20 protein-coding genes are annotated in these 23116 nt (G+C 30.3%); 15 read left to right on the top strand and 5 right to left on the bottom strand.

Annotated features, from left to right (window positions below; genetic code table 11):
• The first annotated feature begins 268 nt into the window (after positions 1-268).
• From V9L05_RS03650 to V9L05_RS03630, 5 genes are all read left to right on the top strand, one after another.
• A complete protein-coding gene (locus tag V9L05_RS03650; RefSeq protein WP_338790275.1) occupies positions 269-973 on the top strand; it encodes an FkbM family methyltransferase in 705 nt (234 codons plus the stop codon).
• A 9-nt stretch (positions 974-982) separates the two neighbouring features.
• Complete coding sequence (locus V9L05_RS03645; protein WP_338814416.1) at positions 983-1804, top strand: hypothetical protein; 822 nt, start codon at positions 983-985, stop codon at positions 1802-1804.
• Between the two features lie 143 nt (positions 1805-1947).
• Positions 1948-3876 carry an O-antigen ligase family protein gene (locus V9L05_RS03640; protein WP_338814415.1) on the top strand — a complete coding sequence of 643 codons (1929 nt, stop codon included), beginning with the start codon at positions 1948-1950 and terminating at the stop codon, positions 3874-3876.
• A gap of 307 nt (positions 3877-4183) precedes the next feature.
• On the top strand, positions 4184-5194 hold the full coding sequence (locus V9L05_RS03635) for an IS110 family transposase (RefSeq protein ID WP_338789949.1): 1011 nt from the start codon (positions 4184-4186) through the stop codon (positions 5192-5194).
• Positions 5195-5501: 307 nt separating this feature from the next.
• Positions 5502-6578 carry an MBL fold metallo-hydrolase gene (locus V9L05_RS03630; RefSeq protein ID WP_338814414.1) on the top strand — a complete coding sequence of 359 codons (1077 nt, stop codon included), beginning with the start codon at positions 5502-5504 and terminating at the stop codon, positions 6576-6578.
• Positions 6579-6648: 70 nt separating this feature from the next.
• Here V9L05_RS03630 and V9L05_RS03625 read toward each other — a convergent pair whose 3' ends face one another.
• The 3 genes from V9L05_RS03625 to V9L05_RS03615 form a co-directional block, all read right to left on the bottom strand.
• Positions 6649-7107, bottom strand: a complete 459-nt coding sequence (locus V9L05_RS03625) for a hypothetical protein (protein WP_338790279.1) — start codon at positions 7105-7107, stop codon at positions 6649-6651.
• A 187-nt stretch (positions 7108-7294) separates the two neighbouring features.
• A complete protein-coding gene (locus V9L05_RS03620; protein ID WP_338790280.1) occupies positions 7295-8479 on the bottom strand; it encodes a hypothetical protein in 1185 nt (394 codons plus the stop codon).
• Between the two features lie 712 nt (positions 8480-9191).
• Entirely contained in the window at positions 9192-10628 is a 1437-nt protein-coding gene (locus V9L05_RS03615) for a C1 family peptidase (protein ID WP_338814413.1), read from the bottom strand.
• A gap of 219 nt (positions 10629-10847) precedes the next feature.
• On the opposite strand from V9L05_RS03615, the gene V9L05_RS03610 reads away from it, so the two are divergent.
• From V9L05_RS03610 to V9L05_RS03600, 3 genes are all read left to right on the top strand, one after another.
• Positions 10848-11921 (top strand): nucleotidyltransferase domain-containing protein, encoded by a 1074-nt coding sequence (locus V9L05_RS03610; protein WP_338814412.1) that lies wholly within the window; start codon positions 10848-10850, stop codon positions 11919-11921.
• A 192-nt stretch (positions 11922-12113) separates the two neighbouring features.
• Positions 12114-13118: a WYL domain-containing protein gene (locus V9L05_RS03605; RefSeq protein WP_338814411.1), complete on the top strand. Its 1005-nt coding sequence runs from the start codon at positions 12114-12116 to the stop codon at positions 13116-13118.
• A gap of 84 nt (positions 13119-13202) precedes the next feature.
• On the top strand, positions 13203-14066 hold the full coding sequence (locus V9L05_RS03600) for a hypothetical protein (protein ID WP_338814410.1): 864 nt from the start codon (positions 13203-13205) through the stop codon (positions 14064-14066).
• A gap of 93 nt (positions 14067-14159) precedes the next feature.
• On the opposite strand, the gene V9L05_RS03595 is transcribed toward V9L05_RS03600, so the two are convergent.
• Positions 14160-14792, bottom strand: coding sequence for a TetR/AcrR family transcriptional regulator (locus tag V9L05_RS03595; RefSeq protein ID WP_338814409.1), 633 nt, complete (start codon positions 14790-14792; stop codon positions 14160-14162).
• A gap of 185 nt (positions 14793-14977) precedes the next feature.
• Between V9L05_RS03595 and V9L05_RS03590 the strand changes: the two genes are divergently transcribed.
• From V9L05_RS03590 to V9L05_RS03570, 5 genes are all read left to right on the top strand, one after another.
• Positions 14978-15874, top strand: coding sequence for an alpha/beta hydrolase (locus V9L05_RS03590; RefSeq protein WP_338814408.1), 897 nt, complete (start codon positions 14978-14980; stop codon positions 15872-15874).
• Between the two features lie 113 nt (positions 15875-15987).
• Positions 15988-16809 carry an orotidine-5'-phosphate decarboxylase gene (gene pyrF / locus V9L05_RS03585; protein WP_338814407.1) on the top strand — a complete coding sequence of 274 codons (822 nt, stop codon included), beginning with the start codon at positions 15988-15990 and terminating at the stop codon, positions 16807-16809.
• A 145-nt stretch (positions 16810-16954) separates the two neighbouring features.
• Positions 16955-18031: a hypothetical protein gene (locus V9L05_RS03580; RefSeq protein WP_338814406.1), complete on the top strand. Its 1077-nt coding sequence runs from the start codon at positions 16955-16957 to the stop codon at positions 18029-18031.
• A 368-nt stretch (positions 18032-18399) separates the two neighbouring features.
• Positions 18400-19587: a type IX secretion system outer membrane channel protein PorV gene (porV, locus tag V9L05_RS03575; protein ID WP_338814405.1), complete on the top strand. Its 1188-nt coding sequence runs from the start codon at positions 18400-18402 to the stop codon at positions 19585-19587.
• A 141-nt stretch (positions 19588-19728) separates the two neighbouring features.
• Positions 19729-21399: an IS1182 family transposase gene (locus V9L05_RS03570; protein WP_338812234.1), complete on the top strand. Its 1671-nt coding sequence runs from the start codon at positions 19729-19731 to the stop codon at positions 21397-21399.
• A 54-nt stretch (positions 21400-21453) separates the two neighbouring features.
• On the opposite strand, the gene V9L05_RS03565 is transcribed toward V9L05_RS03570, so the two are convergent.
• Positions 21454-21921: a DUF4293 domain-containing protein gene (locus V9L05_RS03565; protein ID WP_338790288.1), complete on the bottom strand. Its 468-nt coding sequence runs from the start codon at positions 21919-21921 to the stop codon at positions 21454-21456.
• 263 nt (positions 21922-22184) lie between these two features.
• Here V9L05_RS03565 and V9L05_RS03560 point away from each other — a divergent pair, with 263 nt between their 5' ends.
• Together V9L05_RS03560 and V9L05_RS03555 are read left to right on the top strand one after the other, a co-directional pair.
• Positions 22185-22661, top strand: a complete 477-nt coding sequence (locus V9L05_RS03560; RefSeq protein ID WP_338814404.1) for a GNAT family N-acetyltransferase — start codon at positions 22185-22187, stop codon at positions 22659-22661.
• 42 nt (positions 22662-22703) lie between these two features.
• Entirely contained in the window at positions 22704-23090 is a 387-nt protein-coding gene (locus tag V9L05_RS03555) for a hypothetical protein (RefSeq protein WP_338814403.1), read from the top strand.
• Positions 23091-23116 lie beyond the last annotated feature (26 nt).

Raw genomic sequence — 23116 nt, 5'->3', positions numbered from 1 at the left:
GTTCCTATTTTTATATCATTTGAATTTGAATAAACTAGTCTAAAAAATTAAGCCAAAATACACACTATTTTTCAAAAAAAGCTATTCAGAGGTTTTAATTTGCTTTATTTTTGATTTAACAGATTAGAAATAACATTTGTTAGTTTTTCAATCAAAAAAAGACCTTCTCTAATAAAGTTACCCAAAAACAAAGTATATCTGATAAATAAAATTTTATAGGCTTATTTTTTGCCTTTAATTTTTGTGTTATCATTATAATAACAGAACTTTGTCATTTCATTCTAAACCTCATCACATGTTATTTAGAAAAGCAAAACCCTCTGAAAAAGAGTTGCATCAAAAAGTCAGTTATTCACAATCAGGAGAAGATTTGATTATAGATTTTTTCTTTACTGCTCGTAAGATAGATAAGCCTTCTTATATTGATATTGGAGCATACCATCCTTACAAAATAAGTAATACAGCACTTTTTTATGAAAAAGGTTCAAGAGGAATTATTATCGAACCTAATCCTGATGGGTTTGAAAAATTTACTAAATATCGTCCAGAAGATACAAATTTGAATATTGGTATTGGTAATGAAGAATCTGTTTTGGCTTATTACTCAATGAATTCGCCTACACTAAATACTTTTTCTGAAGAAGAGGCTAAAAGATATGAGGAAAAAGGTTCAGCACGCATAGAAAAAGTAATAGATGTACAAGTAAAAACATTGACGTATGTTCTTGAACAATATAATAAAAGTGTTTTTCCAGATTTCTTATCATTAGATGTGGAAGGTTGGGATTATCAAATATTGGAATCTCTAAAGCAATTTCAAACCACTCCTAAGCTGGTTTGTGTAGAAACATATAGCTATACAGAAGGCTATATCTACAAAGAACGATTTGATAACTTAATGAAAGAGTTAGGTTATACAATCTATGGAACGACAACTATTAACACTATTTATGTAAAAAATGAATTATTTTAATATCAATTTATGAAAAATAAACAAAAAATAATATATATCCTCCTTTGTCTATCTGTGTTTACATCTTGTATGATGCAAGCAGAATTAGACTCTATACAACCTAATTCTGTACAGGTAAAACAAGGAGCAGCTCCTATGCAAAACCAATCTACACTAGTAGAGTATGGTACATTGAGAATTTTGAAAGATTCTGTAACCAAAAGTTATACACTTACAAATACGGGTGAACAAATGCTTTACTTTAGTCAAATTACGAGTGATAGCCCAGATTTTTTTGTGAAACTAGAAAAAGATACAGTTGCTTTACTCCCTAAACAAAGCCTAAAATTTTCTGTTACTTTTGCGCCCAAATTAGGAGGAACAACAATAGGAAAGATTAGTTTTTCTACAAATGACCCTGCTTTTCCTGTATTTAGTTTTGGTGTAAAAGGACAAGCTGTTGCACCTCCTGAGATTATAGGAAGTGGTTCTCCTCAATTTAATGAACTCAATACAGTAGATTTGGGAACAAATGATTTGGGTGAAGATTTGGGAAATGCAACTCGTTTTACTATCGAAATTAATATTGACGACCCTTATGATAGAATAAACGCATCAGGACTTAGTGTTAAGTTAGTACCTATTTTTAGTAATGGAGACAGACCTGAGCCTATCACAAAAACTCCTAGTGAAATTACGCTAAGCGAGGACAAAAAACGCCTTATTTATAGTATTCCTATTCAATTTGGAAGTAGCACTTTTCTAGACATAGAGACAACACTTATTCTTTCAAACGGAGATGTATCTAATGTGTTTACAACTCGTGTAGAAAAACCAGCAGCAGCAGAATAAATAAGTTCAGCTTCAAAACAAGAAAAAGACATTTACTATTTTTATAAAAGTAAATGTCTTTTTTATGGATTATAAAATCTCTCAAAAAATCAATACATTTGAACGACTAAAAATAAATTCTTTTTCTATTTGACTTCTTTTTAATGAATCCTTCTAAATGGCTTTGGCTTGCTAGTCTTGCTTTTCTTCCCTTCTTATTTGCCAAAAATGGACAAACTCAAATTGATTCTGTTCTTTTCAGAACAACAGTTTGGAGTGTGGTCAATTTTTTAATTTTGGTTTTTAGCTTTAAAGAAATACCTTTTTCCATATTCAAAAAAATAGGTGTCGTTTCTTTTTTAGGTTATGCAGCAATCGGAATTTTTAGTTATTTCCTAGTTCATTTTTTATATGCTCCTTTTCAGCTTGAAGGAATTTCAGAGATTATACGACTGATTAATTGTTTTTTTTCCATCATTTTTTCTATTCATTTTATCAAAAAAGAAGAAAAATTACTGTCTTTACTTACCAAAATTATTTCGTTGCAAGCCGTCATTTTGGCAGTAATAGGGCTTTTGCAATATATAGGAGCTTTGCAGAATTGTGCTGATGGAGTTGCTCCTTGTGGCTTTTTGGTCAATCGGAATCTTTTTGGTTCATATTTAGTGTTAGGACTTCCTTTTGCTCTCTTGGGCTTTCAAAATGCAATTAAGAAGCAAAATAAAGAGGAAAATAATTTTATTACCAGTATTTCTTATTTAGTTGGAATAATTTTCATTTTAATAGGAGTTTATCTTTCTCAAACTCGTAGTGCTTATGTGGCAACAGCTTTTATAGGGCTTTTTTATGTGCTTTATTTCTTGCTCAATCTTCGCTTTTTGTATGTTGCGCTTACTGTTTTGGTTTTGGGAAGTGTTGGTGGTTTTGTGTTTTATAAATATTCAATTTTAAATACTGGAAATTTTGACCAAAACTCTAAAGAAAAAAGTTGGAGAGATTTGACACAAACAGATAGCCAAGCAGAACGACTTTTACTTTGGGAAAAAACACTTTCAATGATAAAAGAAAATCCATTTTTAGGAGTAGGTTTTCAAAATTGGAAATATCAAATTCCCAAATATAGTTTGGAAGGACTCAGAAGTGAAAAAAATGAAGTTAATGTACAACGTCCTCACAATGATTTTCTGTGGATAGCTGCCGAAAGTGGAATTATTACACTGCTTTTTTATCTTTTTTTGATGAGCTATTTGGTGTATGTCGGAATAAAAAACAAAAATATTTTGGTGCTTGTTGTTTTTGCTTTTCTAATTGATTCTGTCTTTTCTTTTCCAAAAGAAAGAATTGTTCATACTCTTATTTTGACTACCAGTATTGGAATTATTTTGATAGATGATAGAAAATTATTTAGTAAAAATTCTCTTTCAGAATCTAATACAAAGAAGGAAATTGATAAAGTAGAAGAAATTAAGATAGAAGAAAAACCGATTATACAAAACTCAAAAAATAAGAAGAAAATTAAATCTAAAAATAAAAAAACAGGTTCAAAATTAGTTCAAAAACACATTGAAAAACCTAAAGTTATTCTTCCTACTTTCAAAATAATTCCTACTTATTTAGCCTATTTAAGTCTATTTGTATTAGCTATTTGTGTTTATATTTCCTTTGTTCAGAACCGAGATAAAGCCAAAACGATTGATTTACTTATCAACAATCAAAGCCGAAATTTTAATGCTGTTTTGCCTTTAGCTGACCAAATAAATGATTATTTTGTGCCATCTGATTATTTTATCAATTCGGTTTATATGCACAAAGGTTATGCGTATCTAAACTTAAAAAATCCAAAAGCTGCAAAAGAAAATTATCTAAAAGGATTAGAACAAATGCCATATAGTATTGCACTTCTGAAACAAGTAGCTGTTCTTTATCAATCTGAAAAAAAATATGATAGTGCTATTTTTTATTATGATAAAATGCAAAAAATAATCCCTCATTTGCCTGAAACGTATCAACAGATGTATAATAATTATCTTCTGAAAAAGGATACATTGAGTGCAAAGGAAATGATAGAAAAATGCCCTGCTCCTTGTAAGTAATATTCGTTGTTGGTGTCGCTACGCTAAAACACCAACCTTTAGGTTTGCACTAGATAAATAGAATGAAATACTTATCTTGTATTTAAGTATTCATCAAGTAGGTAGAGAACCTGTAACACCAACAAGAACATAGATTCTATCCGTTGAATTAGCCTCTACCTACATTTATTCAATCGCATACTTATATAGAATTCGGAGAACTTTTATTACTCTAAATAATAAAAATTACCTCATTAGATAAGGTTTTAAGTTTGATTGACTAATTGATGAACTACTCTATTAAATAATCACTTAAAATTAACTTTTTATGCAAACTTATCAAACTTTTTTAGGAATCGATGTAAGTCGCAATCATTTAGATTGTACTTTATTGAAAGATGGTGTTATAGTAAGCCAAAAGCAAATTAAAAATAACTTAGCTTCAATAGAGAGTTACTTAGCAAAATTAGAAACTCAAATAGATATTTCTTTTTTATTAGTTTGTTTAGAGCCTACAGGCGTATATATAAATTTTTTATTGACTGCACTACTAGACAAAAAAATGAATGTTTGGGTAGAGAATGCCCTTCAAATAAAACAATCTATGGGCTTTACTAGAGAAAAAAATGACAAAGAAGATGCCTATAGAATAGCTTTGTATGCTTTTCGTTTTCAAGACCGTTGCAAACTGTATACCCCTGTAAGTCAGTCTATTAAGACCTTAAAAACATTGCAATTAGTTCGTAAAAATTTAATCAAATGCAAAAAACAACTGGAAACATTTTGGAAAGAATCTCAAAAATTTGAAACAGAACAACAAAATGAATACTTAACAGAACATCTACAAAAGCCAGTAGAGCAGATAAAAGAACAAATTATAGCAGTAGAAAAAAGCATGAAAAATGTAATTAGAAATGATGAGAAATTAAAAGAACTCTATCGACTCACTACTTCTGTTGTTGGAGTAGGAGATGTAACAGCTATAAAATTACTTGTTGTTACACAAGGTTTTACAAAGTTTAAATCTGCTAAACAACTAGCTTGTTATGCTGGTGTTGTTCCCTTTGAAAAATCATCAGGTAACCACAAAGGAAAGCCAAGGGTATCAAAAATAGCTGATAAATCACTTAAAACATTGTTACATATGTGTGCTTTAGCTGCTATAAAAGTAAAAGGGGGAGAATTAAGTGAATTTTATGAACGTAAAATAAAAGAAGGCAAAAATAAAATGAGTGTTTTGAATGCTTTACGAAATAAAATACTTCAACGTGTAGTAGCTTGTGTACAAAATAACAAAATCTATGAAAGACAAGGAGTAGGATTTCAAAATGCAGCATAAATTTATCCTAAATTTCTAAAGATTAGGCTTGACTTTGTCATAGAATTCAACAGCATAATAAACCAACTATTCAACACACAACCTGCAACAATTGAAAATTTTGGGAAGTAAATACTTTGTTGAAAATGACTAAATTTTCATTAAAATACCTTTTTTGTGAAACAAAAAATTATATATTACGTTCATCTGTTCTAAATACTTTTTATAAATGAAAAAAAAATCACTTAAAAGGTCTGAAAAAACCTTTAAACAAAAATTGAAAACGTTTTTCAAACGAACTTTCTATACTCTTTTAGTTTTAACTATTATGCTTACAATTGCTACAAATCTTATTTTACGACAAGACAAATTTGGAAAACTTCCTGATGGAGAGCGTTTGGAACGCATCAAAAAATCGCCTAATTACAAGGATGGAGCTTTTCAAAATATTCATCATACCCCAGACCTTAGTGAAGATGCCAATTATTATACAGTTTTGAAAGAATTTGCTTTTGGAGATAAAAGCCGTGTTTCACCTGTCGATAAAATTCCTTCTACCAAAATTGATTTATTTGCTTTAGATGCAACTGAAAATGTTTTAATTTGGTTTGGGCATTCGTCTTATTTTATGCAGCTTGACGGAAAAACGATTTTAGTTGATCCTGTTTTTAGTGGTTCGGCTTCTCCTTTTTCATTTACAGTAAAGGCTTTTAATGGAACAGATGCTTACACAACTGATGATATTCCAGAAATAGATTATCTCTTTATTTCGCATGACCATTGGGATCATGTAGATTATGAAACGCTTTTAAAATTAAAACCAAAAATCAAGAATGTATTTTGTGGTTTAGGTGTGGGAGCACATTTTGAGCATTGGGGATTTGATTTGAATAAAATTCATGAAGAAGATTGGAATACAGAAATCAAGTTAGATGACAATTTTGAAGTTCATGTTATTCCAACTCGTCATTTTTCTGGTCGTGGTTTTAAGCGTAATCAAGCTCTTTGGGCTTCGTATGTTTTGAAAACGCCTACCATGCAAATTTATATTGGTGGAGATAGTGGTTATGATACACATTTCAAAGAAACGGGCGATAAATTCGGAGTTTTTGATTTGGTAATCTTAGAAAATGGACAATATGATAAAAGTTGGAAATACATTCATATGATGCCTGAGGAGGTCTTAAAAGCTGCTAAAGATTTGAATGCAAAACGTTTATTTCCTGTTCACTCTTCCAAATTTGCTCTTGCTAATCATGCTTGGGACGAACCTCTAACAAAAGTTTCCACACTGAATCAAAGTTTAGAAAAACCATTTTCTTTAGTAACTCCAATTATTGGAGAGAAAGTAGAAATTCAAAATAGCAATCAACCTTTTGAAAATTGGTGGAAAGGACTGCAATAAATGAAGTTGTTTAAAATTAAAAAAGGTTTTTTTGTTTCTTAAACAACTTCAATAAATATTTATTACTTATTTATTCGGCAATTGAAACTACATTGTTTTTATGTGTTACCCAATCTTTAGCTTCTTGCAATTGGTCAGGATTAAAAAAGTCGATATGAATATTAGGTTTAAAACTTGTTATTGAATTTTTAATAATACTTGTAACAGCTTTTTCTAGTGCATTAGATGAACTTATAACAGCACAATAGATATTATTTTGGCTTAAAATAGAATGAGCTTTTTTAGTCACATAAGAAACAAACCAAATTCTGCTTTTTACTTGAGTAGATTTTTGCTTACTCAAATCGAAAATGATGCTATTATATTTGTATTCTTCGACTACTTCTAAAAACTTAAGATTTGTAGTAGTATGAAACTCTTGAGTAATATCACCTCCTGTACTGATAAGAAGATATTTCTTTTGTTCATCAATATAAATTCTGTAAAAAGCATTTTGCTTTTCGTCTTTGTTTTGGTAAATCAGTTTCATAAAAGTTAAAAATAAAATTAGAGTTAAAATAAAAAGAGAATTTTTTTAAAAAGGAAGTTTACCTTTTTTGTTATCTTAATTTTAGTGTTTTAGCAAATTAATAACAGCACCAAGTTTTCACTGTGTGAACTCGTTTTTTTCTAGTTTAGGGTTTATAAACTCTAAGCAAAATAAAATACTCTTTGGTCTAACAAATATTTTTTGAAAGTCCTAAATTTGTAAAATGAATTTCTTTCTTTTCCTCAGTAAAATTTTCTTTTAGTTTTCCGATTGGTAAAATATTACCTTTACATTGAAGGGTTGCAGCACTTAAATTAAACCTTTCAAAGGCATTATAATAAACATTTATCTGCTCTGATGATGGTATTCCCAAAATTGAAGGCAGACTATTATCCAAATGTTTCAAGAGTCCTTCTGCCATACAACACCACGAAGTAGTTGTTCCATTTTCATCATGATTAGCAAAATCAAAAGGAAAATCTGACAAATAACCTATAGTAGAGCAATCTATTAGACCTGCTTCACAAGGAACTATATCATTTTTTTCAATTACTCTCCCCCACGCTTCTTCTCTGTTCCAACAGTAAGGCTGACTATCATCTATCAATATTCTATTGGCAGGAATATCAGCAATTTGTATTACATCTTTACTGCTTACAGCACTGATTAATACCTTACTCTCATAAATAATACTGTCCTCTTTAATAGTCCCATCGTTATTTGTTGTCTCTAAAAGAACAGGAATATTAGTTATTAATTCTAATTCCTTTTTCAGATTAATTAATTCTGTTTCTTTACTAGGCTTATCTATGAGCAGCAAATAGTTGAGTTTCTTTTCTTTATTTATTAAAAGTCTTGCAAAAGCAGTTCCTACACTTCCTACTCCAAGTAGAGATATACCTTCATTTTGCATATCTACACCTAATTCATCTATCACTTTTTTATATGTCTTGTAGATAGAAATTGATGTAAGAGCATGCCCAGTAGTAATCTGGATTGGGTAATCCTTAAGAGCTTTTTTGAGATGTCTTCCATACCCTAATAGAGATGCTGTTAAGCCTCCTAAACAAACTATTTTTGTTTGTGACACAATTAACATTCTTACTACTTCACTCTCTATTAATAATCTTACCTTGCTTCTTGTAACAGGGTTGATTATTTTCTCAGCTAAACTAGGTATAAATAAAATTCCTACATTCAAATTATTAGTTCTGATTACCTCTCCAAAAACAGGTCTCATACATCCTAATAATTCAGCTTTTTCTTCAAGAGAAATTTTGTTTGCCCAAGGCAATAAACGAACTACATCTTCTTCATCTCTAGGATGAGTAAGAAGAACTACATCTAATTCTTTTGGTATATCATTGTACATAAGGCAATTTGAGCTTATTGTTTTTTTGTAAGTAATTGTTGTTTGTGTAGTAAAATTGTTTTTGATGTGGTTTGAAAAGTACAATAAGGTTTGTGTTTTGTAAAATAACTAAAAAGCCATACCTTTGACCTTATTGATAGTTCTCAAAAGTAATAAAAAATGACTTCTCTAACAAATTAAAAATACAATATTTTATTGAAAAGGTTATAAATTTTAAAAAATGCTTGTTTTTCGACTGTTTGTAATCTTAGTATGTTTATAATTTTGCTGCAAGTCGCAATCTAAAGAAGATAGTTTTGGTGATTTTTGAAGTTTTATAATCAATAAATGTAATTTAATTTATTGATTTACAGGTTTTTGTGGGTTCTGAGAAGATGTTTTAACTTGTGAAAGAGGGGAAAAAAGTGTTCAAATAAATCATATTTGTATAGACCTAATTGAAACGTTTTACTAAATAAGCAAAACAGTTTGCTAAAATCATAACATAAAATAATACCATAACTAGAATGCATAAATCTATAGCAATCTAAAATAATCTTTTTGTGAAAAGACTAATTTGTTACAAAAAAATTCTATATAAATTTGTGATGTATAGCCAACGAAAAAAGAGCCAAAAATTTAACTTGAACTTATTTGGATTCAGATAAATAGGTAAAATAAATACAATTTTTAAAAGAGTTTGTGTAGTATTTTTATAATACAAAAAAAATATTTATTTATGTTCCAATTCTACCACAAAAAAAGCAGCTGTTCCTTTTAGCGAACTGGTAGAAAATTTGACTTCATTAGTAGAATAATTAACTTCATTTGTACTGACTAATTTATTTCCTAAAACTTGCTCTAAACCTTCTTTAAGTGTGCCTTTTCGCTGTCCTAACTTCTGATAAATATCATTTATATCTAAAGGATAACGAGAATAAATAACACAAAAGTAATCTGTTCCAGCTACATTGTCCATCGTTAGATAATGTTTTTCATCTGGAAAAGCAATTTCACCATTATGATAAGGCAAAAATGGACTTATATAAGCTTTATGAGGAAAAACAACTTGTACATTTTTGGTTTTATCAGTTGCAAAAGCATATACATAAGCAGGTTCGAAATTAGAAAGATAAAGACGGAAATTAGTTCCTCCACTAAAAGGTTGAGGTGTTTTGTAAGTAGCAACTCCGTTCTTTTTTAACTCAATTTTGTTTCCATTGGCAAGTTCAAAACGCAGACTCCCAGCTAGTAAAGGACGTTCTTTTTTAGGTTTATAATAAGGCACAAGTTCGTAAGCAAAACGCACAAAATCAGTAAACGTATCATATTCTATCCACGTAAAACCACCATTTGCCCAGCCTGTTCCCCAACTGTTCATTATCTCAAAAGAACCTCTTTCTCCTTTTTTATCATCAAAGCCAACGACACAAAGAGCGTGTCCTCCCCATCCTTGACCAGCTATTTCAGTAGGTCGCCAAAATTCTTGTGCTTGATAAATTGAAGGAGGTGCTTCCATTCCTACTACAACAGGATTTCCTTCTGTCAAACTTTTTTTGAGTGCCAAAATTCGTTCTTCTTGTGTAAAACCAATATTCCACAAACGTACATAATCTTTTAGTTTATACTCTTCGGCTTCTTTATAGGTTCTCTCAGGGACATAATCGACACATTGCTCAGGAAAACTACTTCGTTTTGCTACGCCATGAACCTGCATTTTTTTGAGTGCATCGGTCATAATTGCGCCATAGGTACAATCTTGGTCTTCTTCTTCTTTTACTAATTTGTAAATAAATCCAGGGGAAAAAATGAGTTTGTCAATTTCGGCTTGTGAACGCAAATCTAATTGACGAGCTTCTAAAATTGTTCTTGCAGCATAAGCTGTTGTCCAACCTACACACGTTCCATAACTTCCTTGGTCTCCAGGGGTTGGGCAGTATTGTTTGAGTGAAACAGCAGAAGGCAGACCACGATAACTTTCTTCTGTTTGCTGAGATTTTAATTGAATTTTTTGACTTTCCTTTACTTCTTCTTCTAATAACAAACCTCTTCCATGATTATCAGCATTTGGCTTTTGTTGAGCAAAAAGAGAAAAAGAAATAAAAAGAGCAATCAAAAACACACACACAAAAGTGTATTTTGAACTATATTTATAAAATAAAACTTTCATTTGGATAGAATTTATAAGTAAAACAGACTTCCTAGTCTGTTGGGAATACTATATTTTGCACAGACTGGGAAGTCTGTGATACATTTTATACCAAAACGCAAAAGTAATGCCTTCATTGTATTGCTATAGCTGATACTTTCTAAGTGTCAGAAGTGATATATTTTATAATCACTACTTTTTTTGAATTTTAAAACGACACTTGAAAAGTGTTACCTACTTATGATAAACCTAGAAACACTAAAAAAAGAAAATCTAATCCTATTAGAAGCACTTGCAGGAAGTAAAGCCTACGGAACAGATTTACCTACTTCGGACACAGATATAAAAGGAATTTTTATTCTACCAAAAGAAAAATTTTATGGTTTGGAGTATGTTCCACAAGTGAGCGATAAGAAAAATGATGTTGTTTTTTATGAAATAAAACGTTTTATAGAACTTTTATCAAAAAATAATCCGTCTGCGATTGAAATTTTTCATACTGCCAAAGAAGATATTATCTACAAAAACCCAATTCTTGACCTTATAAAATCAGAAGACATTTTATCAAAATTATGTAGAGATACCTTTGCTGGTTATGCCCTTACACAAATCAAAAAAGCAAAAGGACTAAAAAAGAAAATTTTTAATCCGATGCCAAAAGAACGAAAAAAGGTATTAGATTTTTGTTATATCCTAACTGATAACGGAAGTATTTCTCTTCAAAAATGGCTCAAAACAAACGATTACAAACAAGAAAATTGTGGTCTTTCGTCAGTAAATCATATCAAAAATACGTATTTGCTTTTTTATCATAATCAAAATGAACAAAATGACTTTTATTATAAAGGAATTCTGAAAAATATAGATTCGAATGAAGTCAGTTTGAGTAGTATTCCGAAAGGAGAAAATCCGATTGCTCATTTGTATTTCAATAAAGAAGGCTATGCAGCACATTGTAAAGAATACAAACAATATTGGGAATGGGTAGAAAAGCGAAATGACACACGCTATGAAAACACACTTGAACATGGCAAAAATTATGATGCAAAAAATATGATGCACACTTTTCGTCTTTTAGATATGGCAATTGAGATTTTAGAGAAAAAAGAAGTCATTGTAAAACGTCCAAATAGAGAAGAATTACTAAAAATCCGAAGTGGTTTTTTTATGTATGAAGAACTGATTGAGAAAGCAGACCATAAAATTGAACTCCTAGAAAAAGCCTATCAAAACTCTACTTTACCAGAATTTCCAAATGTAGAAAATTTAGAAAAGGCTTTGATTGAAATTAGAAGTAAGTTTTCCCACGAATAAATTTGTGGGTTTTATTTAGATAATCAAAAATAAATGTTATTTTTTTTGGCAATGCCCTTTTAAAATGCGTTTTTTGTTAGAATTATGATTTGATATAAAAGTTGTTTCGTTTTTATGAATCATCAAATTAAAATTGTAATTAGATACACTGATTATTTCATAATTCGTAATTTTTAATTCGTAATTGTTACCATGGCAGCTACCAAACTCGCTTTTTTTCGCTATTTGCTTATCGACCAAATGTTACGCAGCAAATTCAAACCTTTTCCTACCAAAGATGAATTGTTGGAAGCCTGTCGTGAGCGTTTTGGAGTTTCATCGGCTTCTACCATCGAAAAAGATTTGGCTGCTATGCGTGACGAATTTGATGCACCAATTGAGTACAGCAAAAAAATGAGAGGTTATTCGTATTCAGATACAAAGTACAAATTTTTGTCTGTCAATCTTTCTGACGATGAACAACTGGCTATGGCTTTTGTAGAATCTCTTTTGGGAGAGTTTAGAGAACTTCCTATTTTTAATGAGTTTTCAGGGGCAGTAGATAAAGTCTTGGACGGAATGGAAATTGCCAAAAGCTCTGAAATACAAAAAAATGTACAGCGAATTATTCAAGTCGAACAATCGATTTATAAAGGAAAAGGAACGCACCAACTCAAAGATTTAATTTATCATATTTCAGAGCAGAATGTCATCAAAATATTCTATCAAAAACACAACGAACCACACACAAAACCATACAGCATTCATCCTTATTTGCTCAAAGAATACCGAAATATGTGGTATTTGATTGGTTGGGTACGAAAATACAATGAAGTCAGAACCTTTGGTTTGGATAGAATAATGGAAATAGAACCCTCCGATGAAACTCTTTTTATGACTCCCGAACAAGCGCATTTCAATCCAGAAGAATTTTATCATTATTGCATTGGTGTTTCGGCTCTGAATCAAAAACCAGAAGATGTAATTTTGAGTTTTGACCCTTTTCAAGGCAAATATATCAAATCGCAACCGATTCATCATACGCAAGAAGTTTTGGTAGAAGATGATAATGAATACAGAATCCGTCTGCATCTGATTGTCAATTATGAACTCAAAATGTTGATTTTGGGCTATGGCTCGTCCGTTCGTGTGATTAGTCCTTCTCCTCTTGAAAAACAAATCCGACTGGAACTTGAAAATACATTGCAGCAGTATTGATGTAGCTCATTTTGTAGCTTATGCTTTAGCGTGAGTGAAACTGTACCGAATGCTTTAGCTTTCGGCTAAAAAAACATCTATTTTATGAAATTACTCTTCAAATTCCTTTTTGCAATTATTATAATAGGTGTTTTTTCTTGTCAAGAGAATAAAGCTATTATTTCACAAAAAAAAGAAATACAAGAAATGGATTCTGCTATAATTAATGTATCATATGCAGATGCTTATGATGAGTTTGATAACGAAATGAAAAACACAATTGCAGAAGCTAAAGAAAAGATTAAATATTTAATTAAGAATAACAAAAATGAAAAAATAGTTAAACATAATTATAAACAAAAATCAAAAATAACTAATTCAGAATCGCATATAGAAATTGAGTTTGGAAATCTTTTTATTGAAACTGACATTCATGCTCTACTTCGCATAGGTGCAATTTATCAGACCGTAATTTGTGTTTACTATCCTAATTCCGATTCTTTACAAACGTTACTTTATTTTGATGAATATCACAATACATATCAAGGAGATACAATAAGAGATGTAAATGGAGATAATAAAAAGGATTTTATAATAAAAAGTTATCCAATGAGTGGTTGCTGTCTAGCAGAATTACGAGATGTTTATTTATTCCAAACAGCAACAAAATTTTCAGCACAATATCATTTTCTCAATCCTACATTTTATCCAAAAGAAAAAATAATTAGAGGACTTACTTATGGCTGGAATCCTTCGCTCTACAAGTATAAATGGAATGAACTAAAAATAGATACATTAGAATATATTATTCCAAATATAGAAGACACTACAAGAAGTACATTTTTCAAAACTAAAAAATGGAGATACCCACTTAATATGGAGAATGTAGAAAAAATAAACCTAAATTCTATTCCAAAAGAGTATCATTCTATTGATAATTTTGATGTTTTTCTAAGAGGTTTAGATTAGTGTTTTCTACAAAAAGTAATTTGCATTTGACTTCTTCGACTTTCAGTTATCTGTATTCTCAATCCTGTAAATCCGACCAATCCTTTACCAATCCTACCCAATATTCCCCTCAAATTCCTCAAAAATAACCCTTCCTTTTTCAGATAAATAAGGAAACATAAGACGATTTACATAATTGACATATTCATTTTTCAAACTCGGTTTTTCAAACTCTTCATTTCGTAATTGCATAAAAAAGAAAGTTCGCATTGCGCCACTAAGTTCCATCAGATAGAGCATGTCTTTTTCTTCAAACTCATTTCTAAAAATATCATTTTCTATAAGCTGCATAAAGATAGATTTCAAAACAGTTTTTCGCTGCTCATTTTCTTGATTAATTTTTTGAGCTAATTCTTCGTATTCTCTAAGTAGAAAAACATAATCTTTGAAGAAAAATAAATAGGAAAGTGAAATATCAAACGTATAAAAAGGTGCTTTCAAAATTGCCAAAAATAAATTTTCTTCTCCAAAAAAAGCCTGTGAAACTTGCTGCATTTCAGTTCTAAAATCTTTATACAATTCTTCAATCAGTTTTTCTTTTGTAGAAAAATGATAAGTAATATTTCCATAACTTTTATTCATTGCCTTTGCCACTTCACGAAGCGTAACAGAGGGAATTCCTTTTTTGTTGAATAAATCTCTTGCAATTTTCTTAATTTCTTGACTGGTGTTGGGTTTGTTTTTCATATCACAAATTTAGTAAAAAATGTTTTTAGGTCAAATGGACTAATTTTTAAATTATTGACTATCTTTGTTTCAAATTATAGGTTAATTAGGTAATTCAGACTTCCTAATCTGAATAAAAAACTCTAAATAAAAAACTTCTACACAGACAGAGATGTCTGTGATACATACATTACAATCTAACTACAATGAAAACAGGAACAATCTATAAAAAGCCGATTTACAAACAAAATTTGATGAGTTTGTACGATGAAAAACTCCATTCTTTTGCTACAGAAGAAGAATATGAAGAATTGAATATCGAAACTTTTGCAGGAAATACGCATATTATTGTAAGAGGAGAAAAGAATTTACCTCCTGTGGTCATTTTTCATGGCATTCATGCAGGTGCGCCAGTCGCTGTGGAAGCCATGCAGGATTTGTATAAAAAATATTGCATTTATGCTATTGATACAATCGGACAAGCCACAAAAAGCGATGAAACAACGCTTGATTTTAAAAGTAATGAATATGGAAAGTGGGCAAGTGAGGTACTGGAAAAACTCAAACTTCCACATGTTCCTATAATTGCTATTTCGTATGGCGCATTTATTTTGAACGAACTCATAAGAGTAAGTCCTGAAAAAATAAAAAAAGCTATTTATATTGTTCCTTCTGGATTTGCAAATGGCGATTTTTTGCCTTCTTTTTCTCGTTTGACTCTTCCACTTTTTAAGTTTCATTTTACCAAAAAGCAAAAGGATTTAATTAAATTTATGGACGCATTTTTCACTACCAAAGACAAGCATTGGGTAGAAGTTCAGAAAAATATTTTATTGGGCGTAAAAATGGATTACCGTCGTCCTCCTTTACTTTCTGAAAAAGATACCCAAAACTTTGATGCACCTGTTTTTACTATCATTGCAGAAGATGATATTTTTTTCCCTAAAGAAAAAGCTATTCCACAAATGAAAAAAGTATTTTCAGACTTGAGAGAAATTCATATTTTGAAAAATGCCAAACATATTCCTGATGCAAGCCGATATGATGAAATCACAAATAAAATTGAAAAATGGCTTTCTTTTTCTGATAAAAATAATGAATGAAAAACAAGCATTGAAAGAGTTAGATAAAAACACTATTTTTGTATAAAATTTATTCCAAAATTTAGATACCTCAACGACGACGAAGTCTCGTTGACGGTTAAAATACAAAAAAAGTGAACCGTACTAAACTTATTTCCCAAATAAAAGCCAAAAATTCCTATCTCTGTGTAGGTCTGGATAGCGACATCAAAAAAATTCCATTTCATTTATTAAATGCAAAAGACCCTATTTTTGAATTTAATAAAAGAATTATTGATGCGACAGAAAAATATGCCGTTTCTTACAAAATCAACACTGCTTTTTATGAAGCTCTAGGAACAAAAGGCTGGGAAAGTCTTCAAAAAACGATTGACTTTTTACCTCATGATGTCTTTATTATTGCAGACGCAAAACGTGGCGATATTGGAAACACATCTTCACAGTATGCAAAAGCATTTTTTGAAAATCTAAACTGTGACGCCGTTACGGTTGCGCCTTATATGGGTGAAGATTCGGTAAAACCTTTTTTAGAAATAAAAGATAAATGGACAATTTTGTTGGCTCTAACTTCCAATTCTGGAGCGCAAGATTTTGAAATGTTAGAACTCAAAAATGGTAAAAAAGTCTATGAAGAAGTGTTAGAAAAAAGCCAAAACTGGGGAACAGACGAAAATCTAATGTATGTAGTAGGCGCAACAAAGGCAGAATATATTGAAAACATTCGTAAAATAATTCCAAATCATTTTCTATTAGTTCCAGGAGTAGGAGCGCAAGGAGGGAATTTAGCAGAAGTTTCGAAAGCAGGACTTACAAAAGACTGCGGGCTTTTAATAAACTCTTCCCGTCAGATTATTTATGCCAGTAAAGACCGAGATTTTGCAGAAAGGGCAGGAAAAAAAGCACAAGAAATTCAAGAAGAAATGGCGATTCAGTTATCAGTTATCAGTTATCAGTGACCAGTAACCAGTTGAATAAAGTTAGAAGTCGGAAGTTAGAATTTAGATTTAATGAAATTGCTTATTTTCATTCTCTATGTTCTCCGTAACTCTGTGTTTAAAAAATGTATTCGTATTTTCCTAATTTCCAATCCCTAATTCCGATTTGCAACATTTCAAACATCATCAAATCGATAAGAAAAAATGGGATAAATGTATTTCTTCATCAAAAGAAAATATAATTTATGCCTTTTCTTGGTATTTGGATTGTGTTTCTCCTTCTTGGGAAGGATTTGTTTTAGAAGATAATGAGCAAAATTATGAGGCTGTCATGCCACTTCCTGTCAAAAAAAAATATGGAATTTCATTTTTGCAGCAACCTCTTTTTGTACAACAATTAGGTGTTTTTTCTACTAAAAAATTATCTACTTCGGAGTTTAAAACCTTTTTGATTTTACTTCAAAAGAAATTCAAATTGGTTTCAAATTATCCATTTAATACTTCAAATTACGAAGATTTTAAAAATGAATTTGAAGAAGTATTTCATCAAAAAGTAGATTCTAATTTAAAAAACTTTAAAAATCATCATCTTTCTGTGCAGCAGAATTATCTTAAAATTCGTCAAAACTATAAGAGAGATACAAAATACAGAATCAACCAAGCTCAAAAACAGAATTTTAAAATTATCAAAAAAACAAAAGTTGATGATATAGATTTGGTTTGGCAGTTTTTTGAAGAAAGTGTTTTTTTAGAAAATGGAATTTCAAATCAAGCAAAACCAGTTTTAAAAAAACTTTTCCATATTCTGAAAGAGAAAGAACTTGCAGAGTTAGTTTACATTCAAAATAATGAAAAGGAAATTGTAAGTGGAGTTTTGTTGGTAAAAAGCAAATCATTGTATCAAGAAAATTCTATTACAAAATGGATTTATTTATTCAATGCAGCCAAACCAACTTATAAAAGAGATGAAAGTAGAAGATGGTTTTTAGATAGATTTATTCAAGAAAAAAGTAATCAAGAGGAGTGTTTTTTAAATGAAAATAATTTTGATATTCAAAGTAAATATATAACTCATGAAACAATTTTAGATTTTGAATCGGCACAAGAGAAAGAAGTTGCTCGTTTTTATGCTAGTTTTGGAAGTGAAGAAAAGACTTTTTTTGTTGTAGATTATAATGAATTACCATTTTATATAAAACTTGCCCAAGAAATAATTCAGTTTATTAATAGAAAAATACTATAAAGTAAGTTTCAAGAAAATAATTTTAAATTTTTCTCCTATTTTTTCAATGTTTTTATAGATTTAATTCTCTTTACTATCGTTTAATAGATTTTTTTTATATTTTTGTAAACGGTCATTAAATATCCACTTTTACCAAACCCTTTGGTATTTTCCTTAGTTACGTGCTGATTTAGCCTATGAAAAAAACTTTTACTTGTCTTTTATTTTGTCACAACTAGTTTATTCAAGAAAATATAATTTTATCTTAACTAATTAGGATAGAAATGTTATTTTATTAAAACAAAAAAAAAGATTTAATGAGGCTTAATCCCTTCAGCTTTTAACTAAATTAGATTCGAAATTTATATTCTTAAAAATTAAATAATTGTATGCAAATACGTAAAGTTCTTGCAGCCGTTTTGGGTTGCTTAGTAGTGAGTTTTTTTTACTCACATTTTAATACAGTTTCAGCTCAAATTGGTGTTGATTCTACTGGACGTAGAGTTATCACAACTGCTGTTCCTATTTTATTAGTTGGTCCTGATTCTCGTGCTGCTGGTATGGGAGATTTGGGAGCTGCTACTTCGCCTGATGCAAATGCTGCACATTGGAATCCTTCAAAATTAGCTTTTATAGAAAATGATTGGTCTTTTGGTGTTTCTTATTCTCCTTGGTTACAAAAATTGGTAAATGATATGTGGTTGGGCTATGTAAGTGGTGTAAAACGCATTTCAAAGACGCAAACAGTAGGTGTTTCTTTTCGTTATTTTGATATGGGAAGTCTTCAATTTACAGATGCTAGAGGAGAACCTCTAAGAGATTTTAACCCTCGTGAAGCAGCTATTGATGCAACTTTTGCTCAACAGCTTTCTAAAAAATTAAGTATTGCAGGTACGTTTCGTTATATTCACTCTAATTTAGCAGGAAATGTAACCAACAACGGACCAGTAGAAAACGTTAAACCAGCTAACACAGGTGCAGTAGATGTGTCAATGTTTTATAAGAGCAAACTAAACTTTAAAAGTTTTGAAGGAGATTGGGCATTAGGTGTAAATATTTCAAATATTGGTGCGCCAGTAACTTATAATGATGCAGCACAACAAGATTATTTGCCTGCCAACTTACGTATCGGAACGGCTTTTAATGCAGAGTTTGATGAGTTTAATAAACTAACTCTTGCTTTTGATGTAAGCAAATTACTTGTTCCTACTCCTGAAAATACAGCTTCTAATGGAAAAAATGACCCTGTTTTATCTTCTATCTTCAAATCTTTTGGAGATGCTCCTGATGGTTTTGGTGAAGAAGTAAAAGAAATGATTTTTGCCGTAGGTGCAGAATATTGGTATGCTGATTTGATTGCGCTTCGTGGAGGATACTTTCATGAAAACCAAGAAAAAGGAAATCGTCGTTACTTTACAGTAGGTTTGGGCTTGCGTTATCAAGTTTTTGGTTTTGATTTCGCTTATCTTATTCCAAATCAACAACAACATCCACTTGCTGATACAATTCGTTTTTCTCTTTTATTCAATATGAATAAAGGGGATAAATTAGATGTGCCAGAAGAAGGAGCAAATTAATTATTAGTTATAAATGATTAATATCCTAATTTAACAAAAAACAAAAAGAGGCTGTCCGAAAAGTACGGATAGCCTTTTTTTTATGGTTAATTTTTTTTATTTTCGAGGTATATATACTTTTATACTAACGTTATATAGCCTATGGCAAAAGTAGTTTTCAAAAACCAAAGTGGTAAGCAGCCCGAACTTTTTCCTGTCAATATATTTGACAAAATTCCAGCTCACCATCCTGTTCGTTTAGTTGAAAAGGTGGTTGATTCATTGGATATTAGCGATTTGATTTCTCAATACAAAGGTGGAGGTTGTTCAGCTTATCATCCAAGAATGCTCGTTAAAGTGCTATTCTATTCTTATTTATCCAATATTTATTCTTGTCGTAAAATAGCTAAAGCTCTTGGGGAGAATATTCATTTTATGTATTTATCAGGCAATTCTACACCAGATTTTAGAACAATTAATGACTTTAGAGGTAAAATTTTGAAGGCACACATTCATCGTTTATTTGGAGAAGTTGTTAAAATGTTGGTTGAAATGGGTTATGTAAGTCTTGATGTTCAATATATTGATGGAACAAAAATAGAGGCTTGTTCTAATCGTTATACTTTTGTTTGGCGTGGTAGTATTGAAAAAAATAAAGAAAAGTTAGAAACTAAAGTAAATAAAATTTTATCTGATATTGAAAGTAGTATTCAATCAGATAATCAAGAAGAAAATAAAGAAGAAGTATCTACTCCATTAGATTCAGAATTATTAAAAGAAAAACTCGCTCAAATCAATAAAAAACTAAAAGAACCGAGTAAACAACAGGCAAGAGAACTAAAAAAAATGCAAGATGAATATCTTCCTAGATTAAGTAAATATGAAGAGTCTCTGAAAATTTTAGGTTGTAGAAACTCGTATAGTAAAACAGATACGGATGCTACTTTTATGCGGATGAAAGAAGATCACATGAAAAATGGACAACTCAAACCTACTTATAATGCTCAAGTGTCCACAGAAAATCAATTTATTACCCACGTTTCTATTCATCAAACGGCAGGAGATACCACCACTTTATCCTCTCATTTAGAAGGATTTGAAAATCAGTACAATAAACAAAGTAAAGAAGTAGTAGCTGATGCAGGTTATGGAAGTGAAGAAAATTATGAATTACTTGAAAAAAAAGAAATTACTGCCTACGTTAAGTACAATTATTTCCATAAAGAGCAAAAAAGGAAAATGAAAAATAATCCTTTTTTAGTTCAGAATTTATTTTACAACAAAGAATTAGATTTTTATGTCTGTCCGATGGGGCAAAGAATGAAGAAAATAAGAGATGGAAAACGTACTTCAAGTAATGGATACGAATCGCAAGTATCTTATTATCAAGCAAAAAGGTGTCAAGATTGTCCTCTTCGCAATTTATGTCATAAAGCTGAAGGCAATAGAATAATACAAGTGAATCATCGTTTAAACCAACTAAAAGAGAAAGCTAGAAATTTACTAACTAGTGAGAAAGGATTAGAGCAGCGCAGTAAACGCCCTATAGAAGTAGAAGCTGTTTTTGGGCATCTCAAATATAATAATAAGTTTAATCGATTTACTTTTAAGGGATTAGTAAAAGTAGAAATGGAGTTTCTATTGATGGCTCTTGGACATAATTTTAGAAAAATGGTGGCAAAAACTGCCGATAAGCTAAAAAATACTTTCAATTCTAAAAAATCATCTTTTTGCACCTTTTTTTATACTCAAAAAAATCACCAAAAGACAAAATTTGTTTGCATCATCAAAAAAATCAACCAAAAAGAAGAATTACAAAAAATAGCTGCATAAAAAGAGGCTGACCTTTTCGGACAGCCTCTTTTTGTTTTTTTAGGTATAAAAAAATCATCTCAAACGGTCTGCACTACGCACCATATCTTCGTCTTTTTTGATAAAACGAACAGAAAGCCAATTAAATAAAATGGCTGCCACAGGTAAGTAATAACCGTACGCCATAGTTCCTCCTACCTCAGGAGAAAAAATGTCTTGTGCTTGGAAGGTTATGAAGGTAGCAATACCAATAAAAGCAGCGATGAGAAGAGTACAAAAGAGTGCAATTTTCATCTGAAAACGACGATTTTTGAAATTAAAAATATTCCAAAGAGCTAAAATAGCTGTCAGACCTGCAATAACGGCGAGGTAAACTGTTGTTTGTTGCATAACTGTTTCCCCTGCTGAAGTTTGTATCATTTCAATAGCATTCATCTCAATTTTGTTTGTACCATCTACTTTTCCCCAAATAGGAAGAAAAACAGTAAGTCCCATTAAGATAGAAACCATCAATAAAAAAATACTTTGAATACGCTGAATCATAATTTTATGAATTTTATGAATGAATCAAAGACAATTACGAATTACGAATTACAAATTAATCTAAGTAAATATAATTTTTTTTAGTTAATAAGTCGTTCAAAATTTGAAAGTATTTTTAGTAAAACGTTGTCCTTTGTAAATTAAATAAATTATTTTTGTGGCTGCAAAATTACAGAACTTAGTCTAAAAAGTGGTATTAGATTCTGAAATCTTTTTTATTTAATCCTTAAAATCTCTTTTTTATTTATTTTATCTGCTCTATTATGAAGATTCAGCTTTTTGATTCAACAGCATTAGAAAATTTAGAACGTGCTTTTTCTATTCGTAGAATTGTTTTTATTGAAGGACAAGATGTTCCTGAAGAAGATGATTTTGATGGACTAGATGAAATCGCAACTCATATTCTAGCAATAGATAAAACTAATTATGATAATGAGAAGGCAGTTGGAACAGCTCGTTTTAGAGTAACTGAAAAACACAAAGATAATTCTCCAAAAAAAATAAAATTAGAGCGTTTTGCTGTTTTGGAAGAAGCTAGAGGAAAAAAGATAGGACAAAAAATGGTAGAATTTGCATTAGAAAAAATCCAAAAAAAGGAAGAGTTCAAGACCATAGAAACAATTTATTTACACGCTCAACTCGCAGCCGTTTCATTATATGAGCGTTGTGGCTTTAAAAAAGACGGAGATATTTTTGAAGAAAGTGGAATTATGCACTACAAAATGATTTATAAAGTTTAAATTACGAATTACGAAATTTTTTCTTTTTATAAAATTTTGATTATGATAGTTCTTTATATTCTTGGGGGAATTGTGTTATTTATTGCTGTATTTATTCCTCTCATAACTGCGTTTTATCATATCAGGTATTACTTTTTAATACAAAAGACAGAAGTTCATGAAGTTTTAAATGAATTTGTCAATACGGAAAAGTTTCTAAAGGAAAGTAATTATGTCGGTGGGAATATTGAAAAGAAAAGACTTATGCCAATAGAAATGAAATTTGATAATTTTTTCAATCCAAATGATATTACTACGATTGGGATTAGTTTAGATTCTACCAATGAAATTCCCATTTATTCTTTATGTTGTTCTCTTAAAAAGACAGATAAAAAATGGATTGTTTATGAATATTCGGAATTTATTAGTACACTACAACAGCATTTATAAGGTCTATTCAACCAAATACTAAAACA

The organism is Bernardetia sp. Wsw4-3y2, from assembly GCF_037126295.1.
In the GTDB taxonomy this organism is placed as follows: Bacteria; Bacteroidota; Bacteroidia; order Cytophagales; family Bernardetiaceae; genus Bernardetia.
The sequence above is the reverse complement of the archived record's forward strand: the minus strand, read 5'-3'. Positions and strand labels throughout refer to the sequence as shown.

What these genes read in the sequence shown, in the direction of transcription:
- V9L05_RS03615 (WP_338814413.1), bottom strand. Translation starts at nt 10,628, where the DNA reads ATGAAAGTTTTATTTTATAAATATAGTTCAAAATACACTTTTGTGTGT.
- V9L05_RS03565 (WP_338790288.1), bottom strand. Translation starts at nt 21,921, where the DNA reads ATGATTCAGCGTATTCAAAGTATTTTTTTATTGATGGTTTCTATCTTA.
- V9L05_RS03625 (WP_338790279.1), bottom strand. Translation starts at nt 7,107, where the DNA reads ATGAAACTGATTTACCAAAACAAAGACGAAAAGCAAAATGCTTTTTAC.
- V9L05_RS03635 (WP_338789949.1), top strand. Translation starts at nt 4,184, where the DNA reads ATGCAAACTTATCAAACTTTTTTAGGAATCGATGTAAGTCGCAATCAT.
- V9L05_RS03555 (WP_338814403.1), top strand. Translation starts at nt 22,704, where the DNA reads ATGATAGTTCTTTATATTCTTGGGGGAATTGTGTTATTTATTGCTGTA.
- V9L05_RS03630 (WP_338814414.1), top strand. Translation starts at nt 5,502, where the DNA reads ATGCTTACAATTGCTACAAATCTTATTTTACGACAAGACAAATTTGGA.
- porV (WP_338814405.1), top strand. Translation starts at nt 18,400, where the DNA reads ATGCAAATACGTAAAGTTCTTGCAGCCGTTTTGGGTTGCTTAGTAGTG.
- V9L05_RS03605 (WP_338814411.1), top strand. Translation starts at nt 12,114, where the DNA reads ATGGCAGCTACCAAACTCGCTTTTTTTCGCTATTTGCTTATCGACCAA.
- V9L05_RS03595 (WP_338814409.1), bottom strand. Translation starts at nt 14,792, where the DNA reads ATGAAAAACAAACCCAACACCAGTCAAGAAATTAAGAAAATTGCAAGA.
- V9L05_RS03590 (WP_338814408.1), top strand. Translation starts at nt 14,978, where the DNA reads ATGAAAACAGGAACAATCTATAAAAAGCCGATTTACAAACAAAATTTG.
- V9L05_RS03620 (WP_338790280.1), bottom strand. Translation starts at nt 8,479, where the DNA reads ATGTACAATGATATACCAAAAGAATTAGATGTAGTTCTTCTTACTCAT.
- V9L05_RS03570 (WP_338812234.1), top strand. Translation starts at nt 19,729, where the DNA reads ATGGCAAAAGTAGTTTTCAAAAACCAAAGTGGTAAGCAGCCCGAACTT.
- V9L05_RS03645 (WP_338814416.1), top strand. Translation starts at nt 983, where the DNA reads ATGAAAAATAAACAAAAAATAATATATATCCTCCTTTGTCTATCTGTG.
- V9L05_RS03560 (WP_338814404.1), top strand. Translation starts at nt 22,185, where the DNA reads ATGAAGATTCAGCTTTTTGATTCAACAGCATTAGAAAATTTAGAACGT.
- V9L05_RS03610 (WP_338814412.1), top strand. Translation starts at nt 10,848, where the DNA reads ATGATAAACCTAGAAACACTAAAAAAAGAAAATCTAATCCTATTAGAA.
- V9L05_RS03640 (WP_338814415.1), top strand. Translation starts at nt 1,948, where the DNA reads ATGAATCCTTCTAAATGGCTTTGGCTTGCTAGTCTTGCTTTTCTTCCC.
- V9L05_RS03600 (WP_338814410.1), top strand. Translation starts at nt 13,203, where the DNA reads ATGAAATTACTCTTCAAATTCCTTTTTGCAATTATTATAATAGGTGTT.